The sequence below is a fragment of the Streptomyces sp. ERV7 genome, from assembly GCF_001653515.1.
Classification (GTDB): Bacteria; Actinomycetota; Actinomycetes; order Streptomycetales; family Streptomycetaceae; genus Streptomyces.
On sequence record NZ_LYOY01000051.1, the window covers coordinates 1 to 19027 of the forward strand.

Sequence of the window (19027 nt, forward strand, 5' to 3'; positions counted from 1 at the left end):
TCGCGGGGGAGTACGGGCGCCTCGTGGGAGCGTACGGGTGCGGGCGCGGCCCGTCCGGCGTGCGCGCCGCCGCCCGAGTCGGTGGTCACGTCGGCGAGCGTGCCGGGGCCGTCGCCCTCGTCCCGTACGCCCTCGCCGTTGTGGCCGCACCCGGTGAGCAGCAGCGCCGCCAGGGTGAGCGCGGTCCAGGCGGCACGGGCGGACCTGGGGCCCCTCTTCGCGGGGCGGCCGGCGGGAGCGGCGGTCACCGGCCCCTCCTTTCGGGGGTGGGAGTGGGGTTCTCGGTGGACGCGGGAGTCGCGGAGTCGTAGGTCGCGCCGTCCAGGAGCGCGGCGACCTCGGCGGCGCGCCGGTCGGATTCGGCGCCGTTGGTGCACAGGGCGGCGTACAGGACCGTCGAGGAGTCGGCCGTCGCGCGCGTGGTGGTGTAGTAGGCGGTGGCGCCCATCCGGCGGCAGCCCACCGGCACGTCGCGGGAGCGTTCCATGGGCGTCCCCGGCGGCAGCGCGTCGGTGCCGCCCTCGCCGCCCGGCAGCCCCCACAGCGAGAGCAGCAGGCCCCCGGGGACCAGCCGCTCCACCGGCTCGCACAGCACACCGGACCCGTCGGACTTCCGCAGATCCGAGCAGGCCTCCTCGTACGGCCTCAGCGGCTGCGCGGCCACATAGCCGGACGGCAGGGTCTTGGTCTTCTGCTCGGCCCCGTCGGGCAGCCGCAGCGCGTCCCAGGAGGCGGGCAGCCGCAGCGCCAGACCGCCGAGCCCGGGGAAGGAGGCCCGCACCCCGGTGGGTTCGGTCACCGCCTTCGGGGACGCGGCCGGGGACACCCGCTCCGGCTCGGTGCGCAGCGCGTCCGGCAGCAGCGCACCCGCCGCCACCAGCGAGACCACCGCGGCGGCCGCGCCCCCGGCGGCCCGGCGGCGCCTGCGCCGCGCCAGCCGCTCGCGCACCTTCTCCAGGCGGGTCGCCGGGACCGGCAGCCGGGGTACGGCCCGCTCCAGCAGGACCCGCAGCGCCCGCTCGTCGTCGTCCGGTCCCAGGAGCCGGGGTACGGCCCGCTCCAGCAGGACCCGCAGCGCCCGCTCGTCGTCGTCCGGTCCCAGGGAGCCGGGAAAGCCCTCGTCAGTCACGGCGCTCCTCGGCCAGTACGGGCAGCAGCCCCCGCAGGGTGTGCAGGGCCTTGGCGGCCTGGCTCTTGACCGTGCCCGGCGCACAGCCGAGCACCGCCGCCGTCTCCTCCACGCCCAGGTCCTCGAAGTAGCGCAGCACCACCACCGCGCGCTGACGGGCGGGCAGCGCACGGACGGCCGCCGCCAGCGACTGCTCCAGGTCCACGCCCTCGTACGCGTCGAACGGCCCGGCGGCGTCCGGGAGTTCGCCGTGCGGGACCTCGCCCCGCCAGCGCCGCCGCCACCAGGAGGTGTAGGTGGTCACCAGCGTCTTGCGCAGATACGCCTCGGGGTGGTCGTCGGCTATCCGGTGCCACTTGGGCCACACCTTGGCGAGCGCGGTCTGGAGCAGGTCCTCCGCCAGATGCGCGTCGCCGGTCAGCAGCCAGGCCACCCGCAGCAGCCGGGGTCCCCGGGCGGCGACGAACTCCTCGAATCCGTCGGGTCCCTCGGGGGCCATCGTCGTGTCCTCGTCTGTCTGTCCGGGCTCTCACACCTGTCGAACGCGGTGGGGGGCCCGGCGGGTTGCCCCGGACACGGAGAAGGACCCGGATCCGCAAGGGATCCGGGTCCTTCTCCGTACGAGGAGTGCGTTTCGTCCGCGGGCCGGTGGGGGCTGGTCGCGCAGTTCCCCGCGCCCCTCAGATGCCGCTGCGCGGCAATCCCCTGGGCGGCCCGGAGGGGCGCGCTTGAGGGGCGCGGGGAACTGCGCGAGCAACCCACCACTCACCCGCAGACAAAGACCGGGCTTACTTCTCCGCGGCCTTGGCCGCGACCGGCTTGCGCAGCTGGATGTTCAGCTCGCGCAGACGGGACTCCTCCAGCTCGCTCGGCGCGCCCATCATCAGGTCCTGCGCGTTGCCGTTGAGCGGGAACGCGATCGTCTCGCGGATGTTGGGCTCGTCCGCCAGCAGCATCACGATGCGGTCGACACCCGGGGCGATGCCGCCGTGCGGCGGGGCGCCGAGGCGGAACGCCTTGAGCATGCCGGAGAACTCGCGCTCCACGGTCTCCCGGTCGTAGCCCGCGACCTCGAACGCCTTGAACATGATGTCGGGCTCGTGGTTGCGGATCGCGCCCGAGGACAGCTCGATGCCGTTGCAGACGATGTCGTACTGCCAGCCGAGGACGTCCAGCGGGTCCTGGGTCTGAAGGGCCTCCAGGCCGCCCTGCGGCATCGAGAAGGGGTTGTGCGAGAAGTCGATCTTGCCGGTCTCCTCGTCCTTCTCGTACATCGGGAAGTCGACGATCCAGCAGAACCGGAAGACGCCCTCCTCGAAGTGGCCGGCGCGCTTGGCGGCCTCGACGCGGACCGCGCCCATGATCTTGGAGACCTCGTCGTACTCGCCCGCGCCGAAGAACACGGCGTGACCGGCCGCGAGGCCGAGGCGCTCGGTGAGGACCTTGACGTTCTCCTCGGTGAGGAACTTGGCGATCGGACCCGCGAAGGTGCCGTCCTCGCCGACGCGGATCCAGGCCAGGCCCTTGGCGCCGTGCTCCACCGCGTACTCGCCCAGGCCGTCGAAGAACTTGCGGGACTGGCCCGCGACGTCCGGCACCGGCAGCGCGCGCACGTGCTTGCCCGCGAACGCCTTGAACTCCGAGCCCTCGAAGACGTCGGTGATGTCGACGAGCTCCAGCTGGGCACGCAGGTCCGGCTTGTCGTTGCCGTACTTCAGCATCGACTCGCGGAACGGGATGCGCGGGAACGGCGAGGTGACGTGGCGGCCGCCGCCGAACTCCTCGAAGAGCTCGGTCATCAGCTTCTCGACCGGCCGGAAGATGTCCTCCTGCTCGACGAAGGACATCTCGATGTCGAGCTGGTAGAACTCGCCCGGCGAGCGGTCCGCGCGGGCGTCCTCGTCGCGGAAGCAGGGCGCGATCTGGAAGTAGCGGTCGAAGCCCGAGATCATCAGCAGCTGCTTGAACTGCTGCGGGGCCTGCGGCAGCGCGTAGAACTTGCCGGGGTTCAGACGCGAGGGCACCACGAAGTCGCGGGCGCCCTCGGGGGAGGTCGCGGCGAGGATCGGGGTCGCCATCTCGTTGAAGCCGAGCGCGGTCATCTTGTGGCGCATCGCCGAGATGACGGCGGAGCGCAGCATGATGTTGCGGTGCATGCGCTCGCGGCGCAGGTCGAGGAAGCGGTACTCCAGGCGCCGCTCCTCGTTGACGCCGTCCTCGGCGTTGATCGTGAACGGCAGCGGGCCGGCCGCGCCGAGCACCTCGACCTCGCCGACCTCGATCTCGATCTCACCGGTCGGCAGGTCCGCGTTCACGTTCTCCGCGCCGCGCGAGACGACCTTGCCGTCGATCCGGACGACGGTCTCCTTGGAGAGCTTGTCCAGGACCTCGGCGCCGGCCGTGCCGGGGCGGGCGACCAGCTGGGTGATGCCGTAGTGGTCGCGCAGATCGATGAAGAGGATGCCGCCCAGGTCTCGGCGATTGTGCAGCCAGCCGCTCAGCCGGACGTCGGTCTCGACGTCGGTGGCGCGGAGCTCGCCGCAGGTGTGGGACCTGTACCGATGCATTTCTTCATCCAGTTCTTCGCGTGACAGGCGGGAAACAGTCCCTCCAGGTTACCGGCCGGGCCGAACACCTCTCGCCGGTATAAATCCGGCTGCTTAGAGTGGGGATCATGCGCACCGAGGACGTCCTGGCTGCGATCGCCACCGGGCTGTGGCGCTGGGACAACGCGTCCGGAACGGTCACGCTCGACGCCGAGGCCGCCCGCCTGCTCGGTCTGCCCCCCGAGCGGGCCGTGCTCAGCGAGGCCGCGGTGCGCTCCCGCTTCCACCCGGTCGACTGGAACGAGGTCGACCAGATCGTGGCCCTGGCCGTGGCGGAGGGCACCCTCGCCGAGGCCCGGATGCGGATCATGGACGAGAACGGCCGGGTCCTGCGTACCGTACGCAGCCGCTCCAAGCCGATCCGCAAGGAGAGCACGGAGAGCGCCGAGGGCCTGGACTACGTCCTGGTCGGCACCCTCCAGGAGGTCGCCGAGCCGCCGCCCGGCGCCACCGCCGCGCACACCCCCATCACCGGCGACTGGCGCCGCTCCCGGGAGGCGTTCCTGCTCGACGCGGGCCGGGCGCTGGCCGAGGCCCGCTCCACGGCCGAGGTGCTGCGGGTGGCGGCCTCGCTGTCCATGCCGGGCTTCTCGCCGGACGGGCTCGCCGTCTTCGGGGTCGCGGGCGACCGGCTGTCGATCATCGGCCACCACGGGCACAACCCGGGCGACGACGGCCCCTTCGCGGACATGCAGCTGGACACGGACTACCCGGCGGCGGACGTCGTCCGCACCGGCCGGGCCATCTATCTGCCCAGCCCCGAGGAGTACCGCCGCCGCTACCCGGCCACCTGGCCGCTCGCCCGGCGCTTCGACCGGCAGTCCTGGGCGTTCCTGCCGCTGATCGTGGCCGGGCGGACCATCGGCACCTGGATGGCGGCCTTCAAGCACCCGGTGGCGTTCACGCCCGACGAGCGCTCGGTCCTCACCACGGTGGCGCGCATGCTGGCCCAGGCGCTGGCCAGGGCGGGCGAGGCGGAGTCCGAGCGCGAGCTCTCGCTGGGGCTCCAGCGCTCGATGATGCCGACGCTGGGCCCCGAGATCCCGGGGATGACGGTCGCCGCACGCTATGTGCCGACCGGCGGCGGGCTCCAGGTGGGCGGCGACTGGTACGACATGATCCCGCTGCCGTCGGGCCGGTTCGCCCTGGTCATCGGGGACGTCCAGGGCCATGACGTCCGGGCCGCGGGGCTGATGGGCCAGCTCCGCATCGCCCTGCGGGCGTACGCGAGCGAGGGCCACCGCCCCGACGCGGTCCTCTCCCGCGCCTCGCGCTTCCTGTACGGGATCACCGAGTCGTACGGGGAGTCCTACGGGGACGGCGACGAGCACCCGCGCTTCGCGACCTGCCTCTACATCGAGGTCGACCCGGCGACCGGCACCCTCGACATCGCCCGGGCCGGGCACCCGGACCCGGTGATCCGCACGGCCGAGGGCACCGCGCTGATCCGCCAGACCTCGGGCGGGCTCCCCCTCGGCATCGAGGCGGACTCGGACTACCCGACCACCCGGCTCGTCCTGGAGCCGGGCGAGACGATGATGATCTGCACGGACGGGCTGATCGAGACCGGCGGCCACGACATGGGCTCGGGCTGGACCCGGCTGCGCCCGGTCCTGGAGGAGGACACCGGGGAGAGTCTGGAGAAGCTGGCGGACGCGCTGGTCCAGGCGGTGCACGGGCCCTCCTCGCACCACACGGTGGGCCCGCTGGCCGACCGCCGCGAGGACGACATCGCGGTGCTGCTGCTGTGCCGCAACAGCGATGTGTGCGGCTGCGGGACGCTGCCGGGCCCCGGGGTCGTCCCGGCCCGCCGCACCGCCGTGACCGTCGCCCAGGCCGAGCCGCACCGGATCGCGGGGGTCCGGCGCCAGCTGCGCGAGCTGCTGCACGACTGGGCGGACGAGGAGCAGGTGGACTCGGCGGTCCTGATGGTCTCCGAGATGGTCACCAACGTGCTGGTCCACACGGACGGCGACGCGCTCCTGGTCGCCGAGGCCACCGGCGCGCCCGGCACCCGCTGTCTGCGCGTGGAGGTGGCCGACGCCAGCGACGACCTGCCGCACAAGCGCCGCCCCGGCGAGATGGCGTCCAGCGGGCGGGGCCTGATCCTGATGGAGATGCTGGCGGACCGCTGGGGGGTCGACCCCAGGGGCGAGGGCAAGTCGATCTGGTTCGAGCTCTACGAGGGGCCGGACGGGGCGCCGGGGGACCGGCCCGGCGGGCTGGTCGGGCCCGGCGGGGGCTCCCCCGTGGCGTAACGCTTCCGCAGCTCGCCGAGGACGCCGAACCCGGCGGCCGCGACGGGCACGGCGAGCAGCATCCCGAGCAGCCCGGCGACGCCGGCTCCCGCCGTGATGGCGATCATGACCATTGCCGGGTGCATCTGTACGGTCCGGCTCTGGATCATCGGCTGGAGGATGTGCCCCTCCAGCTGCTGTACGGCGAGGACGACCCCGAGCGTCCACAGCGCGATGCCGATCCCCCGGTCGGCGAGCGCCACGAGGACGGCGACGGCGCCGGAGACGAAGGCGCCGAGGTAGGGGATGTACGCCCCGATGAAGACCAGGGCGCCGAGGCCGACGGCGCCGGGCACCCTCAGGATGAGCAGCCCGACCGTGATGCACAGGGCGTCGATGAGGGCGATGATCGTGGTCCCCCGCATAAACCCCTCGACGGCCTCGAAGGCGCGGCGGGCCATGGCCTCCACGACGGGCCCGGTGCCGCGCGGGGCGAGGGAGTGGGCCAGGTGGACGGCCCGGTCGGAGTCCTTGAGGAAGAAGAACGTCAGCAGCAGCGACAGGACCCCGGTCGCGATGAGCGAGCCGATGATGCTGAGCCCGGTGAGCAGCCCCGACGCGGCGGTGGCGCCGAACTTCCCGAGCAGCGTCTTGGCGTTGTCGGCGAGGCTGGAGACGCCGTCGCCGCTCGCGACGCCGAAGTGGTCGGCGAGCCACCGGCCCGCCTGCCTCAGCGACTCGATGATCTGGTCCCCGGTGTCGATGAGGGCGCTGACGACGACGTACCCGGCGCCGCCGACCACCGCGACGAGCGCGACGCAGGTGAGCCCGGCGGCCAGCGACCGCTTCATCCGCAGCTTCAGCAGCTGCCGGAAGACGGGCCCGAGCAGGGCCGTGCCGAGCAGGGCGAGCAGTACGGGGGTGACGGCGGTCTTGAACACCACGCAGAGCCAGATGGCGACGGCGGCGACGCCGGTGACGAGCAGCACGACGACGCACCACGCGGCGAGACGCCGCGCGGGCTCGGGAAGTAGTGCCCTACCGCGCTCCACCCGCCCAGCGCACCACGCGCCACCACCCCCCGCGCCCCGGGTCACCCGCCCGGGTTGCGGGGCCCCGGCCGGGGGCTACGCCCCCGCACCCCGCTTTCGGCTGCGGACCGTGCTGGGTTGCTCGCGCAGTTCCCCGCGCCCCTGGGCACCTAGGGGCGCGGGGAACTGCGCGACCAGCCCCCACGGTCCGCGGCCGAGAGACCACCTGTTTTTCCGTTTGTCTGCGGGCCGTCGTGGGCTGGTCGCGCAGTTCCCCGCGCCCCTAGATGCAGGGGGTCCGGGCAAGCGGGGGCGGGCCGCCTGCCCGGAATCTGGTTCGGCTACCTCAGGCCGCTGTCGATCGCCGACATCAGCTCGCCCCCGGACGTGTCTCCGCTGAACTCCCAGAAGAACGCGCCCTTCAGGCCCTGCGTCTTCACGTACGACATCTTGCCCGCGATCGTCGACGGTGTGTCGTAGCTCCACCAGTTGGAGCCGCAGCGGGCGTACGCCGTGCCCGCGATCGTCCCCGTCACCGGGCAGGCGCTCTTGAGGATCTTGTAGTCCTCGATCCCCTGCTCGTACGTGCCGGGCGCCGGGCCCGTCGCCGTGCCGCCGGGTGCGTCCTGGGTGACGCCGGTCCAGCCGCGCCCGTAGAACCCGATCCCCAGATTGAGCTTGCTCGCGGGGATTCCCTTGGCCCGGTACTTCTGGATCGCCGCGTCCGTGTGGAAGCCCGCGATGGGGATCCCGTTGTACGAGGTGAGCGGCGAGTGCGGAGCCGTCGGCCCCTTCGCGTCCCACGCGCCGAAGAAGTCGTACGTCATCACGTTGTACCAGTCGACGTACTGCGCTGCCCCGGCGTAGTCGGCCTGGTCCATCTTGCCGTTGTCGGAGCCGTCGGCCGTCACGGCCGCCGTCACCAGCGCCGAGGAGCCGAACTTGGCCCGCAGCGCGGCCAGCAGGTTCTTCAGCGCGGCCTGGCCGCTGGTGTCGCAGGAGAGCCCGCAGGCGTTGGGGTACTCCCAGTCGATGTCGATGCCGTCGAAGACGTCGGCCCAGCGCGGGTCCTCGACCAGGTTGTAGCAGGAGTTGGCGAACGCCGTCGGGTTGGCCGCCGCCGCGCCGAAGCCGCCGGACCAGGTCCAGCCGCCGAACGACCACAGCACCTTGATGTTCGGGTACTTCTTCTTCAGCTCGCGCAGCTGGTTGATGTTGCCCGCGACCGGCTGGTCCCAGGTGTCCGCGGTGCCGTCGACGCTGGAGGAGGCGTCGTACGTCTTCTGGTAGTCGGCGTAGGCGTCACCGATGGCGCAGCCGCCGTTGGTGACGTTGCCGAAGGCGTAGTTGATGTGGGTCAGCTTGGCCGCCGAGCCCGAGGTGACGATGTTCTTGACGTGGTAGTTGCGCTGGTAGACGCCCCAGTCGGTGAAGTAGCCGAGCTTGACCGCGGCGCCCGGGTCGGGGTTGCCGCCGCCGCCCGTGGTGGTGACGGTGACCGAGCCGGAGGCGGGGCCGGTCTGGTCGGCGGTGTCGCGCGCGGTCACGCTGTACGTGTAGGCCGTCCCGGCGGTGAGGCCCGAGTCGGCGTACGTCGTACCGGTCACCGTGGCGATCTTCGCGGAGCCGCGGTGGACGTCGTAGTTCTTGACGCCCTTGTCGTCGGTGGCGGCGGTCCAGGACAGGCTCAGCGAGGTGTTGGTGACACCGCTCGCGGTCGGGGTGCCGGGCGCGGACGGCGGGTTGTCGCCGGGCGGGGTGGTGGTGCCGTCGCAGGAGCCGCCGTTGAGCTTGCAGCCCGAAGGGGCGCCGGGGCCCGCCCCGTTGAAGCCGAAGGTGACGCCGGCGCCGGGCGCGAGCGTGCCGTTGTACGACTTGTTCTTGGCGGTCCAGTGGTTGGCGGCATGGGTGACGTCCGCGTCCCAGGCCGAGGTCACGGACGTACCGGACGGGTAGTCCCACTCCACGGTCCAGGAGGAGAGAGAGGTGGTGCCGGTGTTCTTGACGGTCCACTGGGCGCCGAAGCCGGAGCCCCAGTCCTGGGTCTTGACGTAGGTGGCGGTGGCCGAGGCGGCGGCCGCGGCGGGAGAGGCGCCGGCCAGGCCGACGACCGCGGCCAGGGGAAGTGCCAGCGCGGTCAGACATGCGGCGGCTCTGGTGCGGAAGCGGGTGCGGGTGCGGATGCGCGTGGCAGTGCTCAAGGAAGCTCCTCGAGTGAGGTCCGACGGGTGTGGGGTGGGACCCTGCTCCGCCCGGTGAGCACACGGCATAAGGGGGCACGCTCACCCAGCGGTGCCGTGAGCGTAGAAAGGTCTGGACCAAGCGTCAAGAGGTCCAGACCAAGGGCCGGAAGTCGCCCTCAGACGCCCAACTCCTGTGCCAGTACGGCAGCCTGGACCCGGCTGCGCAGCTCCAGCTTCCCCAGCAGTCGGCTGACGTGCGTCTTCACGGTGGCCTCGGCCATCGCCAGACGCTCGGCGATCTCCGCGTTCGACAGGCCCTCGCCCAGGCAGGACAGCACCTCGCGCTCGCGCCGGGTGAGCGTGCCCAGCGCGGCCGGCGGCTCGGCCGGGGTCCGCGCCGCCGGGGCCGCGAACTCCGCGATCAGCCGCCGCGTCACAGCCGGGGCGATCATGCCCTCGCCGCGCGCCACCGTCCGTACCGCCTCGATCAGGTCCCTGGCGTCGGTGTTCTTCAGCAGGAACCCCGCGGCGCCCGCCCGCAGTGCCCCGAACACGTACTCGTCGAGGTCGAACGTCGTCAGCACCAGGACGTCCGCGAGCCGCTCCGCGACCACCTGACGGGTCGCCGAGACCCCGTCGAGCCGGGGCATCTGCACATCCATCAGCACCAGATCGGGCCGCAGTTCACGCGCGAGGCGCACCGCCTCCTCGCCGTCCGCGGCCTCCCCGGCCACCTCGATGTCCGGGGCGCTCCCCAGGATCAGGACCAGACCGGCCCGTACCGACGACTGGTCCTCCGCGACCAGCACCCGGATCGTCATCTCTGCGACTCGCCTTCCTGGACGGGCAGTTCGGCCCGTACCCACCAGATCTCGCGGCCCTGCTCCGAGGGCTCGGGCCCCGACGCGAAGGTCCCGCCGAGCAGTACGGCCCGCTCCCGCATCCCCACGAGCCCCGCACCCGAGCCCGGCGCACGCGGCCCGGGACGCTCACCGTCACCGTACGGGCTGCTCACCTCGACCGTCAGCGCCCGCCCGGTGTGCGCGAGCGCGGCGGTGACCGTGCCGGGGGAGGCGTGCTTGAGGGCGTTGGTCAGCGACTCCTGGACGATCCGGTACGCGGCGAGTTCGACGGGGGCGGGCAGCGCGGCCCCGGCCGGGCGCTCGTCCCGGAGCGTGAAGTCGAGTCCGCTGGAGGCGCCGTTGGTACGGGCCTGGGCGACCAGCGCGTCCAGCCCGGCGAGAGTGGGCGCGGCGGCCGGTTCGGTGGCGGCGCCGCTGTCCCGGAGCAGCCCGATCAGCCGGCGCATCTCGGCGAGCCCGTCCACGCTGTTCTCACGGATCACGGTGAGCGCCCGGCGGGTGGTGGCCGGCTCGTCGAGCGAGAGCGCCGCCGTGGAGTGGATCGCGATCGCCGAGAGGTGGTTGGCGACCATGTCGTGCAGCTCGCGGGCCATCCGGGCGCGCTCGGCCACCACCGCCTGGGCGCGGTCCATCTCGGCGAGCAGCGCCGTCTGCTCGGCGCGCAGGGTGGCCGCCTCGGCCGCGTCCCGGTGGTTGCGCACCAGGGCGCCGGTGGTGGCGGGCGCGAAGCAGACGAGGCCGGTGACGATGCCGAGGAGCAGGGCCTGGGGGGTGCGGAACCAGGCGAGGTAGCCGATGGTCGTGGTCACCGTGATCAGCCCGGTGGTGACCGGGATGCGGCGGGCCGCCGCCGGGGTGCCGTAGAGGACGGCGGCGTAGACGACGTCCGTGAACATCAGGACCGTCGCCAGGTTGCCCGAGGTGAACTGGTCGGCGACCACCGCGGCCGTACCGCCGAGCAGGGCGATCCGCGGGCGGGTGCGGCGCAGCAGCTCCAGGGCCGCCATCGCGGTGAGCGGCACCAGCGTCCAGCCCCAGCGCAGGAGCCCGCTGCCCCCGGAGAACAGCCCGAGGGCCCACATCAGCAGACCGCCGGCCAGCCCGACGGCAGCGATGACGACGTCGAAGCGGTGGGGCCGGGGGAACGGGTTCACATACCCATGAAACACGTGGTCGCGGCCCCGGGCGTCCTCGTACCGGGCGATCCGCCACTACATCGAAGGATGCAGTGGCGTTTCCTCAACGCCGACGACGAGCGGGAGCGATCACGGGCCGACGCTGGAAGGGAGCCGGAAAAGGGAGCCCCGAAAGGGAGCCCGAAAGAGAGCCTGAGCGAGGAGAACGCCGTGATCGTCACACTGATCGTCGTCTGCGAGGTCGGTTTCTGGGCGCTGCTGGCCGGTGGCCTGGCACTGCGCTACTTCGCGAAGATGCCCAGGGCGTCGGTGGCGGTGCTGCTCTGCGAGCCGCTGCTCGAACTGCTGCTCCTCGTCGTCACCGTGATCGACCTGAAGAACGGCGCCGAGCCGGACTGGAAGCACGGCCTCGCCGCCGTGTACATCGGCTTCTCGGTGGCGCTGGGCCACTCCATGGTGAAGTGGGGCGACGCCTGGTTCGCGTACCGCTTCGCGGGCGGGCCCCGTGGCGGGGCTGCTTCGCCGGGCGGGCACCAACCGGGTGCTCGTCGATCCCCGTCGCGAGGACGGCTCGGTGATCGAGGGCCGCGCCTTCGCGGCGGCCCCCGTCCCCACCGGCACGCCCTGGTGACGTCGAGCCCCGCCCAGCGGCGGGGGTGACGCGAGAAACGAGCGGTGCCCGGACCCCTTGTGGGGGTCCGGGCACCTTTCACGTTCCAGTCAGCCGCCTGACCGTCAGAACGTGAGCTTGAAGTTGTCGATGTAGCCGGTGTCGATCCGCGCCTTGTCCTGGACCTTCAGCTTCCACGTGCCGTTGGCGACCTCCGAGGAGGCGTTGACGGTGTACGTGGTGTCGATGTTGTCCGTCGAGCCGCCGGTGCCCGTGGTCTTCAGCGAGTACACCGAACCGTCGGGCGCCACCAGGTCGATCTGGAGGTCACCGATGTAGGTGTGGACGATCTTGACGCCGACCTTGAGGGTGCTGGGCGCGTTGCCCGTGACACCGGAGACGGTGACCGACGAGGTGACCGCCGCTCCCGGGGAGTCCGGGATGTTGACGTTGGTGCCGTTCTCGAAGACCTTGCCGCCGCCCGGGTCGCCGCCGTGGCGGGCGCCGACCGCGATGGCCGCCCACGCGTCGGTGATGTTGTTGACCTCGGCGCTGCCGGCACCGTACAGCTCGGTCGCCGCGGCGATCGTGCCGTCGCGGGCGCCCTTGTAGTCGGTGGACGAGTTGAACTTGGTGGTGAGCGCCTTGTACCAGATCAGCTGGGCCTTGTCGCGGCCGATGCCGGTGACCGGCAGACCGTCGGAGGTCGGCGAGTTGTAGGTCACGCCGTTGATGACCTTGGTGCCGCTGCCCTCGGAGGCCAGGTAGAACCAGTGGTTCGCGGGGCCCGAGGAGTAGTGGACGTCCAGGTTGCCGATGCCGGCGTACCAGCTGTCCTTGGAGCCGCCGTCCTTGCTCGGCTTGTCCATGTAGCGCAGCGGGGTGCCGTCGCCGTTGATGTCGATCTTCTCGCCGATGAGGTAGTCGCCGACGTCGGAGCTGTTGTTGGCGTAGAACTCCACCGCGGTGCCGAAGATGTCCGAGGTCGCCTCGTTGAGGCCGCCGGACTCGCCGCTGTACTCCAGGCCCGCCGTGTTGGAGGTGACGCCGTGCGTCATCTCGTGGCCGGCCACGTCCAGCGAGGTCAGCGGGTCGTTGTTGCCCGAGCCGTCGCCGTACGTCATGCAGAAGCAGCTGTCGTCCCAGAACGCGTTGACGTACGCGTTGCCGTAGTGGACGCGGGAGTACGCGCCGACACCGTCGCCCTTGATGCCGCTGCGGCCGAAGACGTTCTTGTAGAAGTCCCAGGTCTCGCCCGCGCCGTAGGCGGCGTCGGCGCCCGCGGTGGCGGCGTTGGAGTTGGTGCCGTCGCCCCAGGTGTCGTTGGTCTGGGAGAAGAGCGTGCCGGTGCCGGACGACCCGTGGTTCAGGTTGTACGTCTTGTGGCCGCCGCGCCCGCCGTCGGTCAGCGTGTAATTCGAGCCCGACTGCGTGGTGCCGAGTGTGACCTGGCCGCTGTAGTGGGTGTTGCCGACACCGGTCTCGATGCCCTGCCACTGGTACAGCTTCGCGCCGGTCGCCGCGTCCGTGATGACGTGCAGCTGGTTCGGGGTGCCGTCCTCCTGCAGACCGCCGACGACCGTCTCGTACGCGAGGGTCGGCGTGCCCTTGGCCATCCAGACGACCTTGCGCGGGGCGCGGTCGGCGGTGGCCTTCTTGGCGCCCTTGTCAGCGGCGGCCGCGAGGGCCAGCTTCTGCGCGCCGGCCGGGCCCTGCTTGGCGGTGGTGGCGATGTTCTTCAGCTCGGCGCGGTTCGCCTTGAGCACGTTCTGGGTCTGGCCGCTCGGGGCGGTGTCGACGACGAGGTCGCCGCCGAGGACCGGCAGTCCGGCGTAGGTGCGCTCGTACCGCGTGTGCGTGGTGCCGTTCTGGTCCTTGGTCACATCGCGGACGGCGAGCTTCTCCTGCGCGCCGAGGCCGAGGTTCTTGGCGGTCTCCGCCGTCTTGGTGCCGGCCTGGCGTATGAGCTCGGCCCGCTGCGAGGGCGAGAGCTTGGCGGGCAGAGCGCCCGGGTTGCGTACGGCCTGCGCCTTGACGGCGTTGGCGGACGCGGAGTCGTCGGGACGTGCGCTGGCGCTGCCGGCCTGGACTCCGACGGTGAGCATGGCGGCTGCGGAGAGCAGAGCGGCGGTGGCGGTGGCACGACGACGGTGCGTGGATCTCACGCGAACTCCTTCTGCGAGGGGGGTACCGGCGGCTGGGTGGGGCCGTCCGGGCGGAGCATGCGGAGCGGTGGTTCTTGGATCGGGGAGAGAGTGCCAGGAGTGACCTGCCGCTGTCAGGAGCGCGTCAAGAAGATGGCTGGAAATCGTTCGTTGTATGAAAGTTGGCGTTCGTTAAGCGGACGTTTCCTTTGTCAACGCCGTGTGTCCACTGAGCAGTTGGGGGCGTCACGATCGACGGGAGTGTCCGGATACGCACCCTGTCCCACCAGCACGAAAGGTGTCCATAGGGGGTGCGGAAGCCGCTCTCGACAATGGCCGCAATGCGACTCCGCACTTGCCGCCGCGGCTCCCGCCCGGCGTCCGCCTGGCGGACGGTGCGACGCGCACGGCGATGAGGTGTGACGGCTACGGCGGCGGATCGGTTCCGCCGCCGTACTCCTTCCGGCTAGGCCAGGCTCTCCCGCCAGGCCCGGTGCAGATCCGCGAACCGGCCCGTTCCCGCGATGAGTTCGGCGGGGGAGCCGTCCTCGACGATGCGGCCGCGGTCCATCACCAGCACCCGGTCCGCGATCTCCACGGTCGACAGCCGGTGGGCGATGACGACGGCGGTACGGCCGCGCAGCACCGTGTGCATCGCGCGCTGGACCGCCCGTTCGCCCGGGATGTCCAGGGACGAGGTCGCCTCGTCGAGGATCAGCACCGCCGGGTCGGCGAGCAGCGCCCGGGCGAAGGCGACCAGCTGGCGCTGACCCGCCGAGATGCGCCCGCCCCGCTTGCGCACGTCCGTGTCGTAGCCGTCCGGCAGCAGGGTGATGAAGTCGTGCGCGCCGATCGCCTTCGCGGCCCGCTCGATCTCCTCGCGACTCGCCTCGGGGCGGCCGATGGCGATGTTGTCGGCGACCGTCCCGGAGAAGAGGAACGCCTCCTGGGTGACCATCACGACCCCGCGCCGCAGCTCGGGCACGGCCAGCTCGCGCAGGTCGACGCCGTCGAGCAGCACCTCTCCCGTGGAGGGGTCGTAGAAGCGGGCGAGCAGCTTGGCGAGGGTGGACTTTCCCGCTCCGGTCGAGCCGACCACGGCCACGGTCTGCCCGGCCGGGATCGTCAGATCGAAGCGGGGCAGCACCTCCCCGCCGGTACGGTACGAGAAGCCCACGCCCTCGAACACGACCTGGCGGCCCGGCAGTTCGCCCGGGCGCTCCGGCAGCGGCACCGGCCGTCCGGGCTCGGGCACGGTCGGCGTCTGGGCGAGCAGCCCGGCGATCTTCCCCAGCGAGGAGACGGCGGCCTCGTAGGAGTTGAGGAACATCCCGAGCCGGTCGATCGGGTCGTACAGCCGCCGCAGATAGAGCACGGCGGCGGCCAGCACACCGAGGGCGAGGGTGCCGTCGGCGACCCGGTAGGAGCCCCACAGCACCATCGCGGCGACGGCGGTGTTGGCCACCAGCCGCGAGCCCACCACGTACTGGGCCATCTCCAGGATCGCGTCGCCGTTGGTGCGCTCGTGCACCCGGTTGAGCTTCTGGAACTCCTCGTCGTTGGCGCGCTCGCGGCGGAACGCCTGGACCGGCCGGATGCCGTTGAGGGTCTCCGCGAACTTGACGATGACGGCCGCGATCGCCGTGGAGCGGGCGTCGAACGCGCGCGAGGCGCGGCGCCGGTAGCGGCGGATCAGCAGGTGCAGCGGCGCGTACGAGGCGACCGCGAGCGCGCCGGTGCCCCAGTCCAGCCAGAGCAGCATCACGCAGATGTACACGGCGGAGAGGACGACGCCGATGAGCTCCTGGAGCCCCTCGTTGAAGAGCTCGCGCAGCGACTCCACGTCGGAGGTGGAGCGGGAGATGAGCCGGCCCGAGGTGTAGCGCTCGTGGAAGTCCACGCTCAGCGCCTGCGCGTGCCGGAAGATCCGCCCGCGCAGATCGAGCAGCACGTCCTGGCCGACGCGGGTGGAGGCGCTGATGAACGCGTACTGGAGCAGCCCGGCCCCCAGCGCGCAGACGAGGTACCCGGAGCCGACGGCGATCAGCGGCCCGTAGTCGTGCGCCCGGAACGCGGGCACGCCCCGGTCGATCGCGTACGCGACGAGCAGCGGCCCCGCCTGTACGGCGGCCTGCTGCAACAGGATGAGCAGCGCGGTGACGACGACGCGCCGCCGCATGGGGCGCAGCAGGTCGAGCAGGAGGGCGCGGGTGGCGCCGGCGGCGGAGGGGAGTTCGTCGCGGTCGAAGGGGTCGGTGGGTGCCGGGCCGCCGCCCGGCCCTTGCGGTTCCTCCGGCTCGGCCTGCCGCTCCGCACCCAAGGTGGTGGTCATCGCTTCTCCCCCTCGTCCTGTGCACCGGACATCAGCCAGGCGTACTCGGTGTTGCCGCGCAGCAGTTCCTGATGGGTGCCGACGGCGGCGACGCGCCCGCCGGACAGCAGCGCCACCCGGTCGGCGAGCATCACGGTCGACGGCCGGTGGGCGACGACCAGCGCGGTGGTCTCGCGCAGGACGTCGCGCAGAGCCGCCTCGACACGGGCCTCGGTGTGCACGTCGAGCGCGGAGAGCGGGTCGTCGAGCACCAGGAACCTGGGCCGCCCGACGACCGCCCGCGCCAGCGCGAGCCGCTGGCGCTGCCCACCGGAGAGGCTGAGCCCCTGCTCACCGACCTGGGTGTCGACGCCGTGCGGCAACTCCCGTACGAACCCGGCCTGCGCGACGCCCAGCGCGCGGTCGAGGTCCTCGGCCCTGCCGCCGCCCATGAGAACGTTCTCACCCACCGAGGCGGAGAAGAGGGTCGGCTCCTCGAACGCCACGGCGACGAGCGCGCGGAGCTCTTCGCGCGGCATGGAGGCGATGTCGACCCCGTCGAGCGTGATCCGCCCCCCGGTGGCTTCGTACAGCCTCGGCACAAGGGCGGTGAGGGTGGTCTTCCCGGACCCCGTCCCCCCGACGACGGCCATGGTCTCGCCGCTGCGGATGTGCAGATCGATGTCGAGGAGGAGGGGCGGGCTGTCCGGCGGAGCGTCGGGGTAACGAAAGGCGACCCGATCGAACCGGATCCCGAGGCCGGGGTCGGGGGTATGTCTGCGGGTCGTCTGTGGCTGGTCTCGCAGTTCCCCGCGCCCCTTGGGCACATCCAGCCCCTCCGGCGTTTGAGGAGCGGGGTCCGATGCGCCTGTCCAGCTCGGGCACCTTCCTCCACGGCAACTACTGGGGCGACCCCTCGGTGTTCGGCAACACCAACACCAGCCACGGCTGCGTGGGTCTGCGCGACGCGCGCGGCGCGGGCGACTCCTCGACCCCGGCGGCCTGGTTCTACGACCGCTCGCTCATCGGTGACGTGGTCATCGTGAAGAACTCCAAGGACAAGCAGATCCAGCCCGACAACGGCCTCAACGGCTGGAACATGTCCTGGGCGGAGTGGACGAAGTAACACCCCCCCTCGTGTGCGAAGGACCCGGTGCTGTGACCAACGGCACCGGGTCCTTCGCCGTTAACGGCCACTAACCTGCTGCCATGACTGTGACCCTCGAAGTCTCCGAAGGCGTCGGCACCCTCCGCCTGGACCGCCCCCCGATGAACGCCCTGGACATCGCGATCCAGGACCGGCTGCGCGAGCTCGCCGAAGAGGCCTCCCGGCGTGACGACGTACGCGCCGTGGTGATCTACGGCGGCGAGAAGGTGTTCGCGGCGGGCGCGGACATCAAGGAGATGCAGGCGATGGACCACGCCGCGATGGTGGTGCGGTCCCGCGCGCTCCAGGAGTCGTTCACCGCCGTCGCGCGCATCCCCAAGCCCGTCGTCGCCGCCGTCACGGGGTACGCGCTGGGCGGCGGCTGCGAGCTCGCGCTCTGCGCCGACATCCGGATCGCCGCCGACAACGCCAAGCTGGGCCAGCCCGAGATCCTGCTCGGCCTGATCCCGGGCGCGGGCGGCACCCAGCGCCTGTCCCGGCTGATCGGCCCGTCCAAGGCCAAGGACCTCATCTTCACCGGCCGGATGGTCAAGGCGGACGAGGCGCTGGCGCTGGGCCTCGTCGACCGCGTGGTCGCGGCGGACAAGGTGTACGAGGAGGCGCACGCCTGGGCGGCGAAGCTCGCCCAGGGCCCGGCGCTCGCGCTGCGCGCCGCCAAGGAGTCCATCGACGCGGGTCTGGAGACGGACATCGAGACCGGCCTCGCCATCGAACGGAACTGGTTCGCGGGGCTGTTCGCGACCGAGGACCGCGAGCGCGGGATGCGCAGCTTCGTCGAGGAGGGCCCGGGCAAGGCCAAGTTCCTCTGACGGCACCCCGGTTGGCGGCGGGTCGGGACGGGCCGTACACCCTGCGGGTGGATTAGCCTGGCCTTAATGGAGCCTTAAGTACGACCGCGTCCGAACGCTTGGTGATCAGTCGATCGCGGCCCGTCATCGCAGCTCGTGAGCGGTTTGGGCGTGATCCACTGCCATCGGCATATGCTGAACGAGCTCCCCGGAACCTCTGGTTCCGGGGGCCGTTTTCCCCGGGAACGGCCCCGGAGACGCCTCGGGGCGGCCATGATGGGGGCATGGCGGGGCTGGAGGGTGTGGAACAACCGCGGCAGCGCGGCAGCGCGACCGCGGCTCGGTGGTCGCCGGCGGTCGAGGACGAACGGGCGCTCAAGGCACTGGAGTTGTTCGGCAACCCGACGGACGAAGAGGTACGGCTGCCGTCCCGGCCCGAGTCCGCGGCGACCGCGCGCCGGCTCACCCAGTGCGTGATACTGCGCCAGTGGGCGCTCTCCCCGGCCCTCGCGGAGCAGGCGATCCTGCTCGTCTCCGAGCTGGTCGGCAACGCCGTGCGGCACACCGGTGCCCGCGCCTTCGGGCTGCGGATGATGAGACGTCGGGGCTGGATCCGGATCGAGGTGCGCGACCCCTCGCGCGGACTGCCCTGTCTGATGCCGGTCCACGAGATGGACACGAGCGGGCGCGGCCTCTTCCTCGTCGACAAGCTCTCCGACCGCTGGGGCGTGGATCTGCTGCCGCGCGGCAAGACCACCTGGTTCGAGATGCGGGTCGCCGACCGCTGACCCCCGCGCACGCCCCCGGACGCGCCGAAGCCC

General features: G+C 71.9%; 13 protein-coding genes and 3 pseudogenes. 5 read left to right on the forward strand and 11 right to left on the reverse strand.

The annotated features are described in order from the left end of the window. The 4 genes and pseudogenes from A8W25_RS22910 to aspS all read right to left on the reverse strand — a co-directional run. A pseudogene (locus tag A8W25_RS22910) lies at nt 1–248 on the reverse strand (hypothetical protein); the annotation flags it as partial. Next, nucleotides 245–1129, reverse strand: coding sequence for a hypothetical protein (locus A8W25_RS22915; RefSeq protein WP_067164500.1), 885 nt, complete (start codon nt 1127–1129; stop codon nt 245–247). The pseudogene A8W25_RS22910 and the gene A8W25_RS22915, both read right to left, overlap by 4 nt. Then, nucleotides 1122–1628 carry a SigE family RNA polymerase sigma factor gene (locus A8W25_RS22920; RefSeq protein WP_067164445.1) on the reverse strand — a complete coding sequence of 169 codons (507 nt, stop codon included), beginning with the start codon at nt 1626–1628 and terminating at the stop codon, nt 1122–1124. The genes A8W25_RS22915 and A8W25_RS22920 overlap by 8 nt, the downstream gene beginning before the upstream one ends. A gap of 289 nt (nt 1629–1917) precedes the next feature. Then, nucleotides 1918–3696: an aspartate--tRNA ligase gene (aspS, locus tag A8W25_RS22925; RefSeq protein WP_067160680.1), complete on the reverse strand. Its 1779-nt coding sequence runs from the start codon at nt 3694–3696 to the stop codon at nt 1918–1920. Nucleotides 3697–3803: 107 nt separating this feature from the next. On the opposite strand from aspS, the gene A8W25_RS22930 reads away from it, so the two are divergent. Continuing rightward, on the forward strand, nt 3804–5993 hold the full coding sequence (locus tag A8W25_RS22930) for a SpoIIE family protein phosphatase (RefSeq protein WP_067161266.1): 2190 nt from the start codon (nt 3804–3806) through the stop codon (nt 5991–5993). Here A8W25_RS22930 and A8W25_RS22935 read toward each other — a convergent pair. The 4 genes from A8W25_RS22935 to A8W25_RS22950 all read right to left on the reverse strand — a co-directional run bounded on the left by A8W25_RS22935 (nt 5915) and on the right by A8W25_RS22950 (nt 11203). Next, complete coding sequence (locus tag A8W25_RS22935) at nt 5915–7024, reverse strand: AI-2E family transporter (protein ID WP_067160684.1); 1110 nt, start codon at nt 7022–7024, stop codon at nt 5915–5917. The genes A8W25_RS22930 and A8W25_RS22935 overlap by 79 nt on opposite strands. A gap of 320 nt (nt 7025–7344) precedes the next feature. Then, nucleotides 7345–9273, reverse strand: coding sequence for a glycoside hydrolase family 18 chitinase (locus tag A8W25_RS22940; RefSeq protein WP_079126248.1), 1929 nt, complete (start codon nt 9271–9273; stop codon nt 7345–7347). Between the two features lie 89 nt (nt 9274–9362). Next, complete coding sequence (locus A8W25_RS22945; RefSeq protein WP_067163961.1) at nt 9363–10007, reverse strand: response regulator; 645 nt, start codon at nt 10005–10007, stop codon at nt 9363–9365. Beyond that, complete coding sequence (locus A8W25_RS22950) at nt 10004–11203, reverse strand: sensor histidine kinase (RefSeq protein ID WP_067163963.1); 1200 nt, start codon at nt 11201–11203, stop codon at nt 10004–10006. The genes A8W25_RS22945 and A8W25_RS22950 overlap by 4 nt, the downstream gene beginning before the upstream one ends. Before the next feature lie 192 nt (nt 11204–11395). Between A8W25_RS22950 and A8W25_RS22955 the strand changes: the two are divergent. Continuing rightward, nucleotides 11396–11689: pseudogene (locus A8W25_RS22955) on the forward strand (hypothetical protein); the annotation flags it as partial. A 231-nt stretch (nt 11690–11920) separates the two neighbouring features. On the opposite strand, the gene A8W25_RS22960 reads toward A8W25_RS22955, so the two are convergent. From A8W25_RS22960 to A8W25_RS22970, 3 genes and pseudogenes are all read right to left on the reverse strand, one after another. Further along, complete coding sequence (locus A8W25_RS22960) at nt 11921–13960, reverse strand: M4 family metallopeptidase (RefSeq protein ID WP_067164502.1); 2040 nt, start codon at nt 13958–13960, stop codon at nt 11921–11923. Nucleotides 13961–14405: 445 nt separating this feature from the next. Continuing rightward, nucleotides 14406–16271: an ABC transporter ATP-binding protein gene (locus A8W25_RS22965; protein ID WP_067164504.1), complete on the reverse strand. Its 1866-nt coding sequence runs from the start codon at nt 16269–16271 to the stop codon at nt 14406–14408. Then, a pseudogene (locus A8W25_RS22970) lies at nt 16268–17014 on the reverse strand (ABC transporter ATP-binding protein); the annotation flags it as partial. The gene A8W25_RS22965 and the pseudogene A8W25_RS22970, both read right to left, overlap by 4 nt. Before the next feature lie 26 nt (nt 17015–17040). Here A8W25_RS22970 and A8W25_RS22975 point away from each other — a divergent pair. The 3 genes from A8W25_RS22975 to A8W25_RS22985 all read left to right on the forward strand — a co-directional run bounded on the left by A8W25_RS22975 (nt 17041) and on the right by A8W25_RS22985 (nt 18994). Beyond that, nucleotides 17041–17376, forward strand: coding sequence for a L,D-transpeptidase (locus A8W25_RS22975; protein WP_324616291.1), 336 nt, complete (start codon nt 17041–17043; stop codon nt 17374–17376). Between the two features lie 83 nt (nt 17377–17459). Continuing rightward, nucleotides 17460–18227, forward strand: coding sequence for an enoyl-CoA hydratase/isomerase family protein (locus tag A8W25_RS22980; RefSeq protein ID WP_067164508.1), 768 nt, complete (start codon nt 17460–17462; stop codon nt 18225–18227). A 158-nt stretch (nt 18228–18385) separates the two neighbouring features. Continuing rightward, nucleotides 18386–18994: an ATP-binding protein gene (locus tag A8W25_RS22985; protein WP_079126477.1), complete on the forward strand. Its 609-nt coding sequence runs from the start codon at nt 18386–18388 to the stop codon at nt 18992–18994. Nucleotides 18995–19027 lie beyond the last annotated feature (33 nt).

Excerpts from the sequence above, each read along its gene's own strand:
- A8W25_RS22930 (WP_067161266.1), top strand. The coding sequence starts at position 3,804 with ATGCGCACCGAGGACGTCCTGGCTGCGATCGCCACCGGGCTGTGGCGC.
- A8W25_RS22920 (WP_067164445.1), bottom strand. The coding sequence starts at position 1,628 with ATGGCCCCCGAGGGACCCGACGGATTCGAGGAGTTCGTCGCCGCCCGG.
- A8W25_RS22940 (WP_079126248.1), bottom strand. The coding sequence starts at position 9,273 with ATGCCGTGTGCTCACCGGGCGGAGCAGGGTCCCACCCCACACCCGTCG.
- aspS (WP_067160680.1), bottom strand. The coding sequence starts at position 3,696 with ATGCATCGGTACAGGTCCCACACCTGCGGCGAGCTCCGCGCCACCGAC.
- A8W25_RS22980 (WP_067164508.1), top strand. The coding sequence starts at position 17,460 with ATGACTGTGACCCTCGAAGTCTCCGAAGGCGTCGGCACCCTCCGCCTG.
- A8W25_RS22945 (WP_067163961.1), bottom strand. The coding sequence starts at position 10,007 with ATGACGATCCGGGTGCTGGTCGCGGAGGACCAGTCGTCGGTACGGGCC.
- A8W25_RS22965 (WP_067164504.1), bottom strand. The coding sequence starts at position 16,271 with ATGACCACCACCTTGGGTGCGGAGCGGCAGGCCGAGCCGGAGGAACCG.